We start from the raw sequence: 18033 nt of genomic DNA on the forward strand, positions 1-18033 counted from the left end.
CCCGCCGGGCGGAGCGCTGTTAGCCGTCTCTTTTCCCCGTGAGCTCCGGCTTTTCGCCCGTCGCGCGGCCGTCGACCTCGCAGGTCCCGTCAAGACAACCCAGTCCGGCCGCCGTCTCGAAGACAGGGAGCCCGCAGTCGCACTCGTCGACGGCGACGCCCGCGGGGAACGAGAAGGTGGTGTCGCAGTCGGGATAGCGCTCGCAGCCGAGGTAGACGCGACCCGGCGCGGAGCGGACCCGGAGGTCCCCCTCGCAGTCCGGGCACTCCCAAGCGCCGTCGAACCGGTCGCTGACGGCCGCCTCCATCGGGTCGCACGCGGGGTCGAGACAGAGGTGGAACGGCTCGCCGCGCTCGACGCGGATCTTCGGGAGCCCGCAGTCGTCGCAGGTCCCGTCCGTGACGCTCGCGCCCGCCGGGAGCCCCCAGCGCGCCTCGCAGTCGAGACACGCCACGTCGCCGCGCGACCGCACGAGCGGGCCGCCGTCGTCGGGGCAGGTGCCGACCGGGACGCCCGCCTCCGTGACGGGGAGCGCCCGGCTGGCTGTCGCCTCCTCGGCGACGACGCGGAGCCGCCGCGATCCGTCGCGAGCGGTGACAGTGAACCCGTCGCCATCACCCTCGACGACGACGCTCTCGGGGCGGGTGAGCCACGCGACGGGCTGGTAGCCGTCAGCGTCGTGGACGAGCGTCGTGTCGTCGGGTTTGATCAGTACCACGACGCGGCCCCGATAGGTTCGGGTGCGGTCGCCGCGGTCGGTCACCTGACAGTCGCCTGCGAGCACGCGGAGTCGTTCCGGCATAGGACGGGTGGCCGCGGAATGGGTGTTAAGCGGTCGTTGCGGGAGTTTAAGAGAGATACCGGGCGGGTGGCGGTGAGAACGGGTGACGCGACGAGACGGCAGATCGCTCGAACGTCCCGGCCGCTCGTTGATAAGCGGATACCGACGGATCGCAAGATCGGATTCGGACGCCGGCGCGCCTACGCCACCCGAACCGTCCGCGTCGCCGTGACGGGCAACAGCGGGAGGTCCGGGAAGACGACCTCGACGACGAACTCCAGTTCGTCGGCGTCCGGCGGGCCGAACACGCCGACCGGGACCGTCGTCTCCCCGTCGAGGTACGTCGTCGTCGCGGTCATCTCCACGTCGTTGACGGTGACGCGGATCCCCGCGCGGGCGCTCCCCGAGACGGCCGTGACGGCGACCTCGCACATCTCGTTCTCGCCGACCGCGATGCCGTCGGGGAACTCACCCCAGTCGACGTCGATCCGGGGGCAGTCGCGGGCGGCGTCGACGATCCGCTCCGCCACGGAGTCGCTCATCCCGGCGTTCGCCAGTTCCGCCGGACCGGCGTCGACGACGTCGGCCGGCGAGGTGAGCCCGGCGTCCGCGAGGCGCTCCGCGCGGCCGGAGCCGACCCCCTCGATCGCCGTGAGCGCGACCGCCTCGCGGGAGACGCCGTGTTCGACGCGCGCCTCCACGCGACGGGCGAGGTTGGCGGCGCGCGGGCCCGCGAACCGGTCGAGGAACTCCGCGAGCGCGGCGAGCAGGCGGAGCGCGTTCTGCCGGATCACCCACGCGTCGGAGCGGAGGTCGGAGGGGATCGAGTCGGCCATCCCCGCCAGCAGGATGGCGAACACCTTGCGGTGACCGTCCTCCAGATCGGTGTCGCGGCCGTCGAGGATGCGGTCGACCGCGTCGGCCTCGGCCGAGCGCGCGGAGACGGAGTCGAACTCGCCCGCCGACGCGACGGTCTCTAACACGGCGTCGGCAGTCAGCGTCTCGCGGTCGGCGAGGCGCCGGAACCGGCGGGCGGTGTCGAGCCGGAGGTAGTACTTCGAGGCCAGCCGACCGAGGGCGGTCGGCTCGATCGCGAGGTCGTCGTCGGCCGCGACGAAGCCGTCGTCGACGAGCGATTCGAGGGTGTTCCGCACCCGGTCGCGGAGCGTCGAGAAGTCGTACTGGTCGGGCTTCGACTGCGCGCGGACGTAGTAGAACGTCGTCTCCAACCACGCCATCACGTCTTCGAGCCCCCGGATCGTCCCCATCGCGATCTCGGCGTTGAGGTGCGACTCGAGGTCGGCGGCGAGCCGCGACTCGATCGCCTTCCCCTCGCGCAGCAGTTTCCGGTACTTGTCCGCGTCGGCGCGGTCGCAGACCACCCAGCCGTACCCCACGTCGTCGTACTCCGGCCGACCGGCGCGCCCGAGCATCTGGAGCACGTCCAGCGGCGAGATGTCCGTCTCCCCCTCCAGCGGGTCGTGGTACTTCGTGTCACGGATGACGACGCAGCGAGCGGGGAGGTTCACGCCCCACGCGAGCGTCGACGTCGAGAAGAGGAACTTGATCTTCCCCTGTTTGAACCACTCCTCGACGCGGTCGCGGTCGTCCTTCCCGAGGCCGGCGTGGTGGAACCCGACGCCGTCGGTGACCGACTGGCGGAGCGTGTCGTTGGTGAGCTCTTTCGCCTCGTTGTGGAAGTCGTAGTCGTCGCGCGAGTCGATCGGGATGTCGCGTTCGGTGATCTCGTCGCGCGCCTTTTTCGCGGCTTGGACGGTGTCCTGCCGCGAGGAGACGAACACGAGCGTCTGTCCGTCCTCGCGGACGTGCGGCTCGGCGAGGTCGAGCGCGCGGTAGAGCCGGCGGTACTTGTCCGCGAACGCGTTCGAGCCGTGCGAGTACGTCTTCACGCCGGTCTCGAGGTCGACGGGACGGTACTCGTCGCCGAAAGCGTACGTCGTCTCCGCGGGCGCGTCGAGCCACTCCGCCACGTCGCCGATGTTCGGCATCGTCGCCGAGAGCGCGACCACGCGGGGGTCTTGGAGCCGGCGGAGCCGCGAGACGGTGACTTCGAGCACCGCGCCGCGCTTCTCGGAGTCGAGCAGGTGGACCTCGTCGATGACGACGCAGTCCACGTCGGTGATAAAGGAGTACCGCGCCGAGTCGTGTTTCCGCGTCGCGCTGTCGGCCTTCTCCGGCGTCGTCACCAGCACGTCCGCGCGCTCGGCGCGGCGGGGGTTCAAGTCGCGCTCGCCGGAGACGACGTACACGGAGTAGCCGAGATCCTCGAAGCGCTCCCACTCGCTCTCCTTCTCGTTCGTGAGCGCCCGCAGCGGCGCGACGAAGAGCGCGGTCCCGCCCGCGGCGAGCGTCTTACAGATGGCGAGCTCCGCGAGCGCCGTCTTCCCGGAGGCGGTCGGCGCCGACGCGACCACGTTGTGGTCGGTCTCCAAGATGCCCGGCAGCGCCTCCCGCTGCATCCGGTTGAACTCGTCGAACCCGAAGGCCTCCGCGAACTCCGGCACCGCGTCCGCGACCTTCACGGCACACCACACCCGTGCGCGAGTCGTCGGGAACCGCGGCTGTGTCGCATCGGATCGAGAGGGGGGCTTCGAGGGCAAAGGCGTTTCTCATGCGGGCGCGGCGGGACTCGGGCCGCGCGAGCGGCGAGATGTCGAGGTCGCCGAGCGCCGAAGCGTCGCCGCGGACCCACACCGTTTAGGCGACCGCGGTCGACCGCACGGGTATGATCCCCTCGTCGCCGCTCGTCGTCGGTGCGGGCGTCGCGGTCGCGCTGTTCGCGCTGTTCGCGGTCGCCCGTCGGCTCCGCGGCCCGTCGACGGAGGCGCGCGAGTCGAAACGCGCTCACGAGGCGGCCCAGGAACGCGAACCGCCGGTCGAGATCGGCGAGACGTACGAGTTCGGCGTCACCGAACTCACCGACCACCACTCGGGGAACGAGGTCGCCGTCGGCAAGGTGGAGGGATTCGTCCTCTTCACCGAGGACATCCCGAGCGGGCTCGAACCCGGCGACGTGATCCGCGCGAAGGTCCTCTCGTTCAACGAGGGGCGCACCTCAGCCGACGCGACCTTCGTCGGGCGGGCGTAGTTCGGTCGGTTGGGGCGCGGTCGCCGCCGAGTCGGCCGGCGCGACGACGCCGGACGCCGCGCCCGAGGCGACCACGTCCGCCCCGAACCGGAGGTTGATACGTGATGGTGACGAAGAGGTGTCGCAATGGCTCAGGCCGGCACCCAGGACCTCACGGAGCGGTTCATTCAGTTCTATCGCAACTACTACCGGGAGGAGATCGGACAGCTCGCCCAACGGTACCCCAACGAGCAGCGCTCGCTGTACGTCTCCTACGACGACCTCTTTCAGTTCGACCGCGACCTCGCCGAGGACTTCCTGAACAAGCCGGAACAGATGCGCGAGTACGCCGAGGAGGCGCTACGGCTCTATGACCTCCCCGCCGACGTCAGCCTCGGCCGCGCGCATGTCCGCATCGAGGACCTCCCCGATAGCGTCGACATCCGCGGTATCCGCGTCCACGACGACCATATCGGGAAGCTCGTCTCGATTCAAGGGATCGTTCGTAAGGCCACCGACGTACGCCCGAAGGTGACGGAGGCCGCCTTCGAGTGCCAGCGCTGCGGCACGATGACGTACATCCCGCAGTCCGACGGTGGCTTCCAAGAGCCCCACGAGTGCCAGGGCTGCGAGCGACAGGGCCCGTTCCGCGTCAACTTCGATCAGTCCGAGTTCGTCGACTCACAGAAGCTCCGTATCCAAGAGTCGCCCGAGGGGCTCCGCGGCGGCGAGACGCCCCAGTCGCTGGACGTCGACATCGTCGACGACATCACCGGGAAAGTGAGCCCCGGCGACCACGTTACCTGCGTCGGTATCCTCCACATCGAGCAGGTCGAACAGGGCAACGAGAAGTCCGCCATCTTCGACCTGTACATGGACGGCGTCTCTATCGCCATCGAGGACGAGGAGTTCGAGGACATGGACATCACCGAGGCGGACAAACGCGACATCATCGAGCTCTCCGAGCGCGACGACATCTACGAGGCGATGGTGGGTTCGATCGCGCCCGCCATCTACGGGTATGAAGAGGAGAAGCTCGCGATGATCCTCCAGTTGTTCTCCGGAGTCACCAAGCACCTCCCCGACGGGTCGCGGATCCGCGGCGACCTCCACATGCTCCTGATCGGTGACCCCGGAACGGGTAAGTGTCTTAAATTTGATACCAATGTGACACTTGCTGATGGACGAGAAGTTCCGATAGGCGATCTCGTCGAGGACAATCTCGATGATCCGAAACCGATCGACGACGGCGTCTTCGACGAGGTCGATTTCGAAATACCCTCGCTACAGTCGGACGGAACGATCGGATCCGCGCGAGCGACGAAAGTCTGGAAGCGGGAGGCTCCCGAGACGATGTATCGTGTCGAGACTGCCTCCGGCATGGAACTGGAGGTGACGCCGTCGCATCCGCTGTTCGTTCAGACTGGTGCCGGACACGTTCCGCGGCGTGCGGATGAACTCGACGTCGGTGACCGTGTGGCCGTCGCATCGCGCGCTGCCACAGATGGCGGTATCGCCGTGTCTGGTAGTCAGAACACCTCGGTCGTAGAGGAAGTCCGATGGGACTCGATCGAGTCCATCGAACGGGTCGAATCCGATGAAGACTGGGTCTACGATCTCGAAGTGGAGAGAACGCACAACTACGTCTCGAACGGGGTCGTCTCTCACAACTCCCAGATGATTTCGTACGTCGAGAACATCGCACCGCGGTCCGTCTACACCTCTGGGAAGGGATCGTCGGCGGCCGGCCTTACAGCTGCAGCCGTGAGAGACGACTTCGGCGACGGCCAGCAGTGGTCGCTCGAAGCCGGCGCTCTCGTCCTCGCGGACAAGGGAATTGCGGCAGTTGACGAGCTCGACAAAATGGACTGCGTCACGGGCGACGCGCTGGTCTCGCTCGCGGACGGCCGCGTCGAGCGCATCGACGAACTGGCGCGGGAGGCCGCCGAAGACGGAGATGTCGAGGAACTCTCGAACGGACGCCATATCCGCGACGTCGACCTCGACGTCTGGTCGATGGACGAGGACGGGAACCTCGTCGAACGGTCCGTCTCCGCGGTCCACGAGTACGACGCGCCGTCGGAGCTGACCCGAGTGACGACGGAGACCGGCGAGTCGCTGACTGCGACCGCCGACCACCCGTTCTTCGTCCTCGACGACGGGGAGCGTGTCGAGCGCGAGGCGGCCGCCCTCGACGGGGGCGACTGGGTGTACGTCCCTCGCGAGATTCCGACGAAGGCGGCGGACGGCGGAGCGGTGGCTGCGAGCGGTGGAAATGGGCCAGCGGCCGAGCCCGGCGACGGGGAGAGCGTCGACGCCGCGATGGCGAGCGTCCTCGGATACCTCTCCGGCGACGGGAACGTCTACTACGACCGCGACGAGGGCGTCTACGGCATTCGGTTCACCAACACGGACGACGACCTCTTAGACGACTTTGAACGCGCGGCGCGCGAGGCGTTCGACGCGGAGCCGGTCCGCCCGCCGAGCGAACGGCGCGACGGCGGCGTCGAGACGGTCCGCGTCACCGGGAAGGAACACGCCGACGCCGTCCTCAACCCGGGGATGAACCTCGGCCGGTACGACGAGAAGTGCTTCCCGACTCCCGTTTCGACCGGAAGCCGCGCGGCGAAGGCCGCGTTCGTCCGGGCGCTCGCCGACAGCGAAGGCCACGTCGACGAATCGGCCGGAAACGTTCGGATAGCGTCGGCGAGTCGGGACCTGCTCCGCGGCACGCGGAACCTCCTCTTAGGGTTCGGCGTGTCGAGCCAGCTCCAGTACCGCGAGCGAGACGGCGGTCGCGACGTGTACTACCTCACGGTGACCGACGCGGATTCGCTCGCGGCGTTCCGGCGCTTCGTCGGATTCACGGCCACCCGGAAGGCCGAAGCCCTCGACCGCGTCGTCGATTCGGCCGACGGCGGCCGAACGATTCTCGACGTGGTCCCGGACGTCGGCGACGCGCTCGCGCGGTCTCGCGAGTCGCTCCGGCTTCACCAGCGCGAGTGCGGGCTCGACGCGGTCACATACCACGACTTCGAGAGCGGGACTGCGAACGTCTCGCTCCACCGCGCCGACCGGATACTCTCGGCGTTCGAGGATCGGCGTGAACGCGCGACCGAAGACGTGGACGCGCTCGACGCGACGGCGGCGTGGGAGACGCTCTCGGAGCTTCGGCACCGATACCACGTCTCGCAGTCCGAGCTTGCCGAAGGGACGGCGCTGTCCCAACAGCAGATTTCCCGCGAATGGGGCGAACGCGACGAGGTCCGCCGGACGGTGACCGAGCGGCTCCGAGAGATTCTCACCGGAGTCGGGGAGACCGACCTCGACGACCTCCGCGAGTTCGTCCGCGGCGACGTGAAGTGGCGTCGGGTCGAGTCGGTCGAAACCGTCCCGCCGGAGTCGACCGAACACCGCGGCGAGGTGCTCCGACAGCGGCTCGCAGACGTCATCGAGGGACCGGTCGAGACGGCCGAAGAGCGCGCTCGCGACCTGCTCGACCGCGGTCCGGTCGGCGAGACGCGATCGGAGCTGTCGGCGGCGCTGGACGCGTACGGCGTCGGTCAGTCGGACGTGGCGTCGAGGCTCGACGTGACGCAGGCGACCGTCTCCCGCTGGCTGTCCGGCGCCGTCGAGACCGACCGGCTCGACGACGTGCGTGAGGCGGTCGTGGAGGAGGTAAACGCCGTGAAGGCGGAACTGCGGTCGATACTGGCGCGGATCGAGGACGGCGAGCGACCCCGGGTGTACGACCTGACCGTCGAGGAGACGCACAACTTCGTCGCGAACGGGCTCGTCGTCCACAACTCCTCGGACCGCTCCGCGATGCACGAGGGGCTCGAACAGCAGAAGATCTCCGTCTCGAAGGCGGGGATCAACGCGACGCTGAAGGCGCGGTGTTCCCTGCTCGGCGCCGCGAACCCCAAGTACGGCCGGTTCGACCAGTACGAGCCGATCGGCGAGCAGATCGACTTGGAGCCGGCGCTGATCTCGCGGTTCGACCTCATCTTCACCGTGACGGACAGCCCGGACCCGGAGCACGACTCCCGGCTGGCGAAACACATCATCAAGACGAACTACGCCGGCGAGCTCAACACCCAGCGCGAGGAGCTGGCGAGCTCGGAGTTCACCTCCGAACAGGTGGCGGAGGTGACCGAGGAGGTCGCGCCGGAGATCGACTCCGAACTCCTCCGCAAGTACATCGCCCACGCGAAGCGGTCCTGCTTCCCGACGATGACGGAGGAGGCGAAGGAGCTGATCGAGGAGTTCTACGTCGACCTGCGCTCGAAGGGCGCCGACGAGGACGCGCCCGTGCCGGTCACCGCCCGGAAGCTGGAGGCGATGGTGCGGCTCTCCGAGGCGAGCGCGCGGGTACGGCTCTCAGACACCGTCGAGCGCGAGGACGCGGACCGCGCGACGGACATCGTCGAGTCCTGTCTCAAGGACATCGGCGTCGACCCGGAGACGGGCCAGTTCGACGCCGACGTGGTCGAGACGGGCACGTCGAAGAGCCAGCGCGACCGCATCAAGAACATCAAGGGGCTCATCGCCGACATCGAAGAGGAGTATCAGGAGGGCGCGCCCGTCGAGGAGGTGCTCGACCGCGCGGGCGAGATCGGGATGGACCAAGGAAAGGCGGAGGGAGAGATCGAGAAGCTCCGCACGAAGGGCGAAGTGTACGAGCCCAAGCAGGGCCACCTCCGGACGACGTAGATGGACCGGATCTCCGCGATACGGAACGTCGAGGACGCGCTCCGCGAGTTCGAGGACGGCGACACCGACCTCGCGGCCACCGAGCGTCGCGTCGCGGCCGTGCTCCGGACGTACGCGACCGAGTTCGACGGCGAGGGCGACGTGTTCCGCGCGGTCGGGGACGACCCGGTCGACGGCACCGTGGTCGTCGCGCCCTCTGAACCGGCCGCGCGCGAGCGCGTCCTCGCGGCCAGCGGGGTCGACGACGCACCGGACGGCGGGGAGGAGCCCGCGTTCGACGTCGAGCGGTTCTAGTTACTGACCCCGGCCCCGCGGACGCTGAATCGATCCGGCGTCACTGACGCCGACTGAAACGTTCCGGTCCGGAACGGATATATTTCAAAATCGACCACCGGCGGGCGTGCTGCTGGTCGTGACGTACTCGGCGGCCGCCAGGACCGGCCTCCGAAACCTCTGTCGTCGCCACGAGTCGGTCGTCGCGCGGCGGTTCGGTCGCGCCGCGCTGCTCGACGAGACGGAGTACGCGGCGTTCCTCGCGCTGCGGCTGCGGGAGTCGCACGGCGGGGACGTACAGATAGAGCGCACCGAGCCGTTCAACGAGTTCGTCGCCGTCGACGACGCGGTCCGAGAGGCGGCCGCGGCCTACGCCGACCGGTCCGCGAAGTCGACGCCGTACGCCGCCTTCGCGGCGGGGACGGACCACCCGGACCCGGACGCGATGCGCGGCAGAGAGCTGTGACCGGGGCGAGGTCGACGCAGTCGGGGTCGAACCGAGAGGACAGCGAGGACGGGTCGAACGCCGTCAGGGGGTGTCCCGCTCCGGGCGAGGTTCTCGGACGACTCCCCACCGACGCCGGGCTCCGGCGACAGCTCGCGGCGGCCGCGCGCTCGCGGGGGCGGACCGCGTCCGTCGCGGGAGAGATCGCGGACATCGAGGCGGAGCTCGCGGGGATCGAGGTCGAACCGGTCGACCTGACGGCGGCGCGGCGGCGGGTCGCCGAGGCGACCGGAGAGATCGAGCGGCTGAAAGAGCGGGTCGCGGCGCTGCGGGGCGACGCGCGAGCGCGCCGCGCGGTCGACGCCGAGACGGACGAAACGCTCGACGACTTGGAGGCGGCGGCCGCGGAGCTGTCGGCCGCGCAGACGGAGGCGATCGCCGCCGAGCAGGCGCTCGAACGCGCGAGAGCCGAAGCCGCCCGCGCCCGGGACGAGCGTCGGCGTCGACTGCGGCTCCGCGACCGGCTCCGAAACCGGCGCGGCGTCGCGCGCCGCGAACTCGCCGAGGCGATGTATCCCGAGTTCCGACGCGCGCTCGCGGTCGTTCCGAGCGGCGATCCGAGCGCGGCCGGGACGGGACCGGGCGCGTACGACGGAGACCCGGTCGCGGCGTCGCTCGCGGCCGTCAGGACCGCGGCGCTCAACGGACCGGTCGAGCTGCGCGGCAGCGCGGCGCGGCGGATCGAGGAGTCGGAGCGGAGCCCGCGGTCGCTCCTTCGGACGGCCGATGTTCGCTTTCGAGGCGCGCGCGACGGGCGCTGAACCCGACGGGGGCGGGTTCGCCTGAGCGTTAAATACGATTCCGCGGGACCCGGCGCATGGAACTCGACTGGTCCGTCGACCGCGAGGGGGACACGTCGCTCGTCGGTTTTCGGGTGCGCAACGACGGGGCGGTCCCGCGGCGTGTTCGGATGGAGAGCCGGCTGAACGGTCCGCTGCTCCCGCCGCGGCGCGGCGGCGTCCCCGAAGCCGGGTGGGACGCAGCGGGTGTGACCGCGGTACTCGACCCGGGCGAGCGCGCGGCGTTCGGGTTCGCCGCGCTCGCCGACCCCGTCGACCCGCCGGTCGAGATCGCGAACGTCGAGCCCGTGTCGTCGGACGCCGACGAGGCGCACGAGACGGCCGCAGGCGGGACCGACCTCGCACGGGCGGCGGTCCGGGACCTCGAATCGTATCGGCCGCCGCGCGCCGCCGTGGACGGAGCGGAAGGGCGCCACGGGACCCCGGACGCGGGCGGCGACGCGGGGGCCTCCGGTTCGGACGGGCACTTGCCGGGCCGGGAGGATGCCGAGGTCGACGGCAACGCGGAGAGAGTCGCGGCGCGAGTCGAGCGCGACCCGGACCAGTCGGCTACGGCCGAGTCACCGCGGGGAAGTGCGGCCGGTGGCGGCGTCGACGCGTGGTTCGCGGCCGTCGAGGCGCGGATCGAGCGGGCGGAGCGCCTGACCGACGCCGACCTCGCGGCGGCGACGACGGTCGTCGAGGAGGTCGACGGCCTCGACGGGGTCGGAGCGCTCGACGAGCGCGTCGCGGCCGACGCCGAGCGGCTGCGGGCGGTCCGCGACCGTGCCGCGGCGCTGGCGGACCGCGCCGAGGAGAGCGAAATCCCGGTCGAGGCGCTGGAGGCGCTGGCGTGATCCTCGCGGTTGCGGGCGGGAAAGGCGGCGTGGGGAAGACGACGCTCGCGTACAACGTCGCCGCCGCGCTCGACGCCGTCGTCGTCGACGCGGACCTCGGGATGGCGGACCTGCCCGACGGCCGCGGCCCCGACCTCCACGACGTGCTCGCCGGCGCGGCGGCCCCGACGGAGGCGCTCCGTCCCGGCCCGGTCGACATCGTCCCGTGCGGGCGGACGCTGGCGGGCGCTCGGGCGGCCGACCTGACGCGGTTGGCGGAGGCGGTCGCCGCGGTCGAGCGCGAGTTCGGGACGGTCGTCGTCGACTGTCCCGCCGGACGCCGCGCCGACGCCGGCGTGCCGCTCGCGGTCGCGGACGCCTGCCTCCTCGTCGTCTCGCCGCGCGCGTTCGCGCTCGCCGACGCGATCCGGACGCGAGAGCTGGCCCGAGAACTCGACGCCGGGTTGGTCGGCTGCGCGGTCAACCGCGTGACCGAGCCGCCGCCGGTCGACCCGATCGGCGACGCGCTCGGGGCGCCCGCGGAGGTCGTCCCGGCCGACCCCCGCGTCGGCCGCTCGGTGGCGACGGAGCGGCCGGTCACGACCGCCGCGCCCGAGAGCGAGGCCGCCGCGGCGGTCCGGGCGCTCGCGCGACGCGTTCCGGAGTGAACGCCGGAGGGGGCGCCGCCGTCGCGACGGGCGCGGCGCGACATCGGGCCTTTTTACCTCGGGCGTGCCCTCAGCGAGGACGATGCTCGGAGTCGCGTTCGTCGTCGGCGTCGCGGTCGTCGCCGCGCTCGCGGTCGCCGTGGGGCCCCTGTACGCGGCCGACCGGTTCCGCGACCTGCGGGAACCGACGGACGCGGAGCGAGCGCAGATCGTGGCGCTGGCGGAACCGGGCGGACTCGCCGTCGAGCGCGTCGCGATCGAAGCCGTCGACGGCGCGGGCGGAGACGGCGCCGCAGCCGACGGTCCCGCCGAGGTGTTGGTCCGGGGACCGCCCCGTAGACGGGTGCTGTTCCTCACCGAAGACGTGTTGACCGACCTCGACGAGGACGCCGCGGTCGGGCTGTTCGCGGCGGAGGCCGGCCGCGTGACGACGTACTACGCCGAGTTCCGCGCCGTCGCCGTCGGCGCCGTGCTCGGGGCGCTGGCCGCGGTCGTCACGACCCTCGTCCCCTTCGAGTCCGGGTTCGCCGCGCTCGTCGCCGTGGGGCTCGTTTCTTTCTGGGCCGGTCGGCGGGTCCAGTACGCGGCGGACGCCCGCGCCGCGGACGCGGTCGGCGCCGACCGCGTCGCCGACGCGTTCGAGCGCGTCGCGGAGCGCCGCGGCGTCGAGCCGGAGACCGGCGACTGGTCGACGTGGTTCGAGGTACAGCCCCCGCTCGGGGATCGGGTCGCGCGGCTCCGCGAGCGGGCTGCCGACGCGGAGTAACGAGTGAAGGGACCGAGGCGGCCGGGGTCAGTTCCCCGAGCGCTGAGCGACGGCGGAGTCGGGGCCGACGCGGACGTCGTAACCCGCGACGGTGAGGGAGACGTCGGCGTCGGACCGCCCGGCGACGAGCGAGTTCAGCGCGTCGGGGTCGACGTGTTCGTACAGTACCACGCCCTCCTCGGGGAGGTCCGCCGGATCGACGCCGGCGAGATCAGCTATCGCTTCGACGACGGCGAGACTGGGACTGGGACCGCTACCCCCGTGACGGACGCGGGCCCGCTCCGGAACCGAACCGGAGCCGCTCGATTCGGCCGTTACGCTGCTCATACCCCTTAGAGGCGGATATCACACATAAATCAGTCGTTCAATTTATCATATATGATGCCTTGCCCGCGACAGAGTCTCTGAACCGGGAGCCGGGCGCGTCTCGGTCCCGGAACCGTTACCAACCAGCCGCACGCGTGTAGAGACAACTCGAATGCGACTCCCGGAACGACAGCTCGCGGTCCTCGAGGCCGCGAGCGCGACGGACGAACGAACGGTGGCAGAGATAGCCGCGGAGACCGACCTGAAGCCGGAGACGGTGGCCGGCGCGGCCTTCGACCTCGCCGACGAGGGGCTCGTCGAGGTCGGTTCGGTGACCGACCGGACGCTCGCGCTCACCGACGAGGGGCGGCGCTACGTCGACGAGGGGCTACCCGAGACGCGGCTCTACCGCGCCGGCCGCGACGCGGGGGCCGACGCCGACTCGGTCTCGATGGGCGCAGTCATCGGTGAGGCGGCGTTGGACGGTCCGGAGGTCGACATCGCGCTCGCGAACTTCGCGCGGAAGGGGTACGGGACCGTCGACGGCGGCGAGCTCTCGGTCGACCCCGACGCCGATCCCGACGACGCCGAGGCGACGGCGCTCGCGGCGCTCGCGGAGGCCGACGCCGACGGGGAGAGTCTCGACGGGGACGCCCTCGACGTTGACGAGGCCGTGATCGATCGGCTCGACTCGCGCGGGCTGATCGCGGTCGGCGAGTCCGTCACGCGGACGGTCCGGCTCACAGACGAGGGCGTCGACGCGCTGATGACCGGCGTGGAGGCGGCCGAGACGGTCGGGGCGCTCACGCCTGAGCTCCTCGCCAGCGGCGAGTGGCGGGACGCCGAGTTCGCCGCGTACAACGTCGAGGCGGAGGCGGAGACGGCCCGCGGCGGTCGCAAGCACGTCCTCCGTCGGACCGCCGACCGCGTGAAGGACGTCCTCGTCGGCATGGGGTTCCAAGAGATGGAGGGCCCGCACGCCGACGCCGACTTCTGGATCAACGACTGCCTGTTCATGCCGCAGGACCACCCTGCCCGGACCCACTGGGACCGGTTCGCGCTCGACGTGGACCGCATGGAGTCGATTTCGGACGAACTGATGGCCCGCGTCGAGTCGGCCCACCGCGACGGGTGGGGCGACGACGGCGACGGCTACCACTCGCCGTGGTCGGAGGAGTTCGCCCGCGAGGTCGCCCTCCGCGGACACACCACGTCGCTGTCGATGCGATACCTCTCCGGGGTTGCCGGCGCGGAGCTGGAGCCGCCGCAGCGCTACTTCTCGGTCGAGAAGGTGTACCGCAACGACACCCTCGACCCGACGCACCTCCTGGAGTTCTTCCAGATCGAGGGGTGGGTGATGGCCGAGGACCTCTCGGTGCGCGACCTGATGGGCACCTTCGAGGAGTTCTACCGGCAGTTCGGGATCACGGACATCCGGTTCAAGCCGCACTACAACCCGTACACCGAACCCTCCTTCGAGCTGTTCGGGGAACACCCGGAGACGGGCGAGGAGATCGAGATCGGCAACTCCGGCGTGTTCCGGGAAGAGGTCACCGGTCCCCTCGGCGTCGACTGCGACGTGATGGCGTGGGGGCTCGCCTTAGAGCGGCTCGCGATGCTCACCACCGGCGCGGAGGACATCCGCGACCTCCACGGGACGCTCGCGGACATCGAGTTCCTGCGGGACGCGGAGGTGAGCTACTGATGCCCGTCGTCGACGTCGACCCGGACGAGCTCCGCGAGCTCACCGGTCACGAGGAGAAGGACGACGAGGAGCTGAAGGCGGACCTGTTCGGGCTCGGCCTGGAGTTCGAAGGCGAGACCGACGACGGCATGTACCAGTTCGAGTTCGCGCCCGACCGGCTCGACCGCCTCTCCGTCGAGGGGGTCGCCCGCTCGCTGCGCTACCACTACGGCGACGCGCGAGGCGTCTACGTGCCGAACACGAACGACCCCGAGTGGAGGATCGAGGTCGACGAGTCGGTGCCCGACGAGCGCCTGTACGTCACCGGCGCGGTGGTCCGCGGCCTCGACCTCGACGAGGCGGCGCTGGAGTCGCTGATCCAGCTCCAAGAGAAGCTCCACGCGACGATGGGACGGGGGCGCGCGAAGGGCGCCATCGGCATCCACGACCTCGCGATGGTGAAGGGCGCGCCGCTCCAGGAGGGCGCAGAACCGTCGATCACCTACCGCGGCGTCGACCCCGAGGGCGACACGTTCGTCCCCCTCGACGCGAACGACGAGCTGAGCCCGGCCGCGGTGCTGGAGGAGCACGCCACGGGCGAGACGTACGCCGAACTCGTCACGGACCTCGATCGCTACCCGGCGATCTACGACGAGCTCGGCCTGTTCTCGTTCCCGCCGGTGATCAACGGGAAGCGCACCGAGGTGACGACGGGGTCCCGCGAGCTGCTCGTCGAGCTCACGGGCACCGACCAGTGGACTATCGACCGGATGTGTAACATCATCTGTTACGCCCTGTCGGCCCGCGGCGCGACGATCGAGGAGGTCGAGGTGAACTACGCCGACGGCGCGACGCACCCGAGCGAGTACGGCGCGGAGCTCGTCCGGCCGAACCTCGACGTCGATGAGAAGACGGTGTCGCACGAGCGGATCGAGACGCTGCTCGGCGTCGACTTCGAGCCCGAGGAGGTCGTCGACTGCTTCGAGCGCGCCGGACTGGACGCCTCGTACACGCTCGGCGAGGACGTCCGCTACGAGGTGGAGATCCCGCCGTACCGCGTCGACGTGCTCCACCCCCTCGACCTCGTCGACGACGTGGGGCGCGCGTACGGCTTCGACAACCTGACGCCGCGCTACCCCGACGTGGGCACCGTCGGCGGGCGCCACGAGCGCTCCCGGCTGGAGGACGCGGTCCGTACGAGTCTCGTCGGGCTGGGCTTCGAGGATCTGCTGAACTTCCACATGACGAGCGGGACCGAGAACTACGACCGGATGCGGATCGAACCGGGCACGGGCGGCGCCGCGGTCGGAGACGGCGACGGGGTATTCGGCGGCGGCTCCCCCGTCGAGATCACCGAGCCGTACAGCGAGGAGTACACCCAGCTCCGAACGTGGGCCCTCCCGTCGCTCGTCATGCTGTTGGAGCGGAACACCCACAACGCCTACCCGCAGGACGTCGCCGAGGTCGGCTTCGTCGCCGAGCGCGACGACGACGCGGACACGAACGTCGCCGAGTCGCGGCACGTCGCCGGCGCGGTCGCCCGGCGCGACGCCTCCTATGAGGCCGCGAAAGGCCGGCTTCAGGCGCTGTGCGACGACTTCGACGCCGACCTAGCGACACCCCGAGTCGAGCATCCGACGTTCATCGATGGCCGCGCCGCCGCGGTCGTGATCGACGGTGAACGCGTCGGCGTGATCGGTGAGATCCATCCCGCGGTACTCGTCGAGCACGATTTGGAGGTGCCGGTCGCCGCCTTCGAGTTCGACCTCGACGCGCTGCGGTAGACTCTCGACCGGATCACGTACCGACGCCGGACTTTCCGTTCGGTCGGTTCTATCACGGATTATCACGGAGAGTGGCTGGAGCAGAAGACATATATTCCCCTTAGCGCAGTTCTCGAGCATGGACTGCGAGAGATGCGGCGTCGACGCCACGCTCACGCACCGGGACGTCGACGGGTTCGCGTACTACCTGTGTGAGGCCTGTATCGGCGGGTGGGACGCGGTTCGGACGCGATCGCCCGAGGCTTCGGACGAGAGTCGCTCGGCCGCGCAGTAGGCCCGAGCACCGGGTCGGCGGCGCGCGGTGACGCCGGGGGGACGCTCGCCAGCGAGAGCGACGCGCAGTGCCCCCGACAAGATGCGTGCCCGCGAGAGCGACGCGCGCAGAGTGGTCAGTAGGATCGAAACGGAAGGCGGTGATCGGGGCGCCCCCCCCTCCCACCGCTTCTCGGCAGGGAGCACGCCGACGCGGGGGAATGATCCCTCGACGCGGTCGATGACGGGATCAGTTCTGTGTTGGGAAATCTAGCTCTGAATACCCGTACCTGTAGCACGTAATGCCGTTCTCCTCACAGTGCTTCGCAAGCTCTCTCGGCGGGACACCCTCCTCAAAATCACCCAAGAATGCGACTGTTACATTGCCATCGACCGTGTAGCCGAACACCTCGAAGTCGTGCCCGGAGAAGCTCTCGGAGTTACACCGTCGGATCGCTTCCTCGTTTTCTCCGTCGTCGTACATCGCGAGCTGTCCGGCGATCCGGCTGGCGTGTCCCAAGTCGTCGCTCATTCGCCCGGCCCACCGTCGAGATCTCGGTCGTAGGGGCCGATCGGCGTCACCAGTTGAACGAACTCACGGTACTACCATATCACCGACCGCGGTCAGGCGTATCTCGCGGGCGAAATCGACCCCGGCAAGCTCGAGTAGCTACGCGAGACAAAGCGTACGGGCCGCGTCCGCCGAGATCGTCACGTTGTGACCGCTCACCGTGACTGACTCGCCGGTCACGTCTGTCAGAAACTCGCTCAGTCCCTCAAGGTACGTCTGCGACCGTTTTTCTTGTACTACCAGCGTGCGTTTCTCCGAGTACTCCCGTGCGCGGTGGTTGACATAAATCCGAGCGAACGACTCGCGAGCGGCTGTTGGAACGTCCCACACGACTGGCGGGAACTCGTCGAGATCCACTTTCTCACCCGCCGGCGCACCCATGGTGACGAGGCACCGACTGAGAACCGACCTGTCCGGCTCCGGTAGTACTTCAGTCGCACGTCCACTGTCGTTAGCCCGACGAACGACCGACTCAACTCCAATCCGATCGAAGACTGCCTGAACGTCGTCGAGATCGACGCGTCGGCCCGTGGTCACCGACGGGACGTACGTCTGATTCGTGATACTGCCGCCAGCGAGGACATGCGCGAGCAATTCGACGAGAGCGGCGGCGGTCTCGCCTTCGGGGTCGGGGTCGAGCCACCCGTGGTCGATCCCAGTCTGGATTCCGCGGACCGAGTCGGGCATTCCATTGCTAATCCATCCACGTACACGGCTGGGGGGGAGAGATCGAGAGCTTTTCCGACGCAGGTGCGGCCGTGGTTCGGATGTTCGGCAGCGTATTCCTGTACACGTCGATAGTCGAGGACCTTCTCCCACGGATCCGGGTACTCCTGGTCACTGTACGTCCGGGCAAGGGCTTGTGCCGTGGGTTTCATATCTTGAGTAATGGACACTTAGGGCTTGAACGTGCCGAACCAATTTTCACGACTGAGAGGCAGGCCAGCAAGTATTTATGTAGGATTTGCCTATTTTACGGTAGCCAGCGACCCGACAGACGCGGCCCGTAATTATTCCGGGACCGCAC

15 protein-coding genes and 1 pseudogene are annotated in these 18033 nt (G+C 69.6%); 11 read left to right on the forward strand and 5 right to left on the reverse strand.

Annotated elements, in window-relative coordinates:
• Positions 1 to 19: 19 nt before the first annotated feature.
• Both EXE41_RS05490 and EXE41_RS05495 read right to left on the reverse strand, forming a co-directional pair.
• Positions 20 to 802 carry a topoisomerase DNA-binding C4 zinc finger domain-containing protein gene (locus tag EXE41_RS05490; protein WP_199240856.1) on the reverse strand — a complete coding sequence of 261 codons (783 nt, stop codon included), beginning with the start codon at positions 800 to 802 and terminating at the stop codon, positions 20 to 22.
• 179 nt (positions 803 to 981) lie between these two features.
• Positions 982 to 3324 carry a DEAD/DEAH box helicase gene (locus EXE41_RS05495; protein ID WP_137690467.1) on the reverse strand — a complete coding sequence of 781 codons (2343 nt, stop codon included), beginning with the start codon at positions 3322 to 3324 and terminating at the stop codon, positions 982 to 984.
• 203 nt (positions 3325 to 3527) lie between these two features.
• Between EXE41_RS05495 and EXE41_RS05500 the strand changes: the two genes are divergently transcribed.
• The 8 genes from EXE41_RS05500 (at position 3528) to EXE41_RS05535 (ending at position 12409) form a co-directional block, all read left to right on the forward strand.
• Positions 3528 to 3890: a TRAM domain-containing protein gene (locus EXE41_RS05500; protein ID WP_049932746.1), complete on the forward strand. Its 363-nt coding sequence runs from the start codon at positions 3528 to 3530 to the stop codon at positions 3888 to 3890.
• 126 nt (positions 3891 to 4016) lie between these two features.
• Positions 4017 to 8582: an LAGLIDADG family homing endonuclease gene (locus tag EXE41_RS05505; protein ID WP_137690468.1), complete on the forward strand. Its 4566-nt coding sequence runs from the start codon at positions 4017 to 4019 to the stop codon at positions 8580 to 8582.
• Entirely contained in the window at positions 8583 to 8876 is a 294-nt protein-coding gene (locus EXE41_RS05510) for a hypothetical protein (protein WP_137690469.1), read from the forward strand.
• A 106-nt stretch (positions 8877 to 8982) separates the two neighbouring features.
• A complete protein-coding gene (locus EXE41_RS05515) occupies positions 8983 to 9321 on the forward strand; it encodes a hypothetical protein (RefSeq protein ID WP_086215227.1) in 339 nt (112 codons plus the stop codon).
• Complete coding sequence (locus tag EXE41_RS05520) at positions 9318 to 10121, forward strand: hypothetical protein (protein WP_137690470.1); 804 nt, start codon at positions 9318 to 9320, stop codon at positions 10119 to 10121. The genes EXE41_RS05515 and EXE41_RS05520 overlap by 4 nt, the downstream gene beginning before the upstream one ends.
• Positions 10122 to 10177: 56 nt before the next feature.
• Positions 10178 to 10996, forward strand: a complete 819-nt coding sequence (locus tag EXE41_RS05525) for a hypothetical protein (RefSeq protein ID WP_137690471.1) — start codon at positions 10178 to 10180, stop codon at positions 10994 to 10996.
• A complete protein-coding gene (locus EXE41_RS05530) occupies positions 10993 to 11643 on the forward strand; it encodes a chromosome partitioning protein ParA (RefSeq protein ID WP_049932764.1) in 651 nt (216 codons plus the stop codon). Before EXE41_RS05525 ends, EXE41_RS05530 begins: the two co-directional genes overlap by 4 nt.
• An 82-nt stretch (positions 11644 to 11725) precedes the next feature.
• The gene (locus EXE41_RS05535; protein ID WP_137690472.1) at positions 11726 to 12409 is read left to right on the forward strand and encodes a peptidase; all 684 of its coding nucleotides are present in this window, start codon (positions 11726 to 11728) and stop codon (positions 12407 to 12409) included.
• Between the two features lie 27 nt (positions 12410 to 12436).
• Here EXE41_RS05535 and EXE41_RS05540 read toward each other — a convergent pair whose 3' ends face one another.
• On the reverse strand, positions 12437 to 12736 hold the full coding sequence (locus tag EXE41_RS05540; RefSeq protein ID WP_049932767.1) for a HalOD1 output domain-containing protein: 300 nt from the start codon (positions 12734 to 12736) through the stop codon (positions 12437 to 12439).
• 151 nt (positions 12737 to 12887) lie between these two features.
• Here EXE41_RS05540 and EXE41_RS05545 point away from each other — a divergent pair, with 151 nt between their 5' ends.
• The 3 genes from EXE41_RS05545 (at position 12888) to EXE41_RS19025 (ending at position 16457) form a co-directional block, all read left to right on the forward strand.
• Positions 12888 to 14420 (forward strand): phenylalanine--tRNA ligase subunit alpha, encoded by a 1533-nt coding sequence (locus tag EXE41_RS05545; RefSeq protein WP_137690473.1) that lies wholly within the window; start codon positions 12888 to 12890, stop codon positions 14418 to 14420.
• A complete protein-coding gene (pheT, locus tag EXE41_RS05550) occupies positions 14420 to 16183 on the forward strand; it encodes a phenylalanine--tRNA ligase subunit beta (RefSeq protein ID WP_137690474.1) in 1764 nt (587 codons plus the stop codon). Before EXE41_RS05545 ends, pheT begins: the two co-directional genes overlap by 1 nt.
• A gap of 118 nt (positions 16184 to 16301) precedes the next feature.
• Entirely contained in the window at positions 16302 to 16457 is a 156-nt protein-coding gene (locus EXE41_RS19025; protein WP_155120046.1) for a hypothetical protein, read from the forward strand.
• A gap of 228 nt (positions 16458 to 16685) precedes the next feature.
• On the opposite strand, the gene EXE41_RS05555 is transcribed toward EXE41_RS19025, so the two are convergent.
• Together EXE41_RS05555 and EXE41_RS05560 are read right to left on the reverse strand one after the other, a co-directional pair.
• Positions 16686 to 16967, reverse strand: coding sequence for a hypothetical protein (locus EXE41_RS05555; RefSeq protein WP_137690475.1), 282 nt, complete (start codon positions 16965 to 16967; stop codon positions 16686 to 16688).
• A 138-nt stretch (positions 16968 to 17105) separates the two neighbouring features.
• Positions 17106 to 17884: pseudogene (locus EXE41_RS05560) on the reverse strand (hypothetical protein).
• Between the last annotated feature and the right edge of the window lie 149 nt (positions 17885 to 18033).

This window comes from Halorubrum sp. SD690R, assembly GCF_005435035.1.
Classification (GTDB): domain Archaea; phylum Halobacteriota; class Halobacteria; order Halobacteriales; family Haloferacaceae; genus Halorubrum; species Halorubrum ezzemoulense.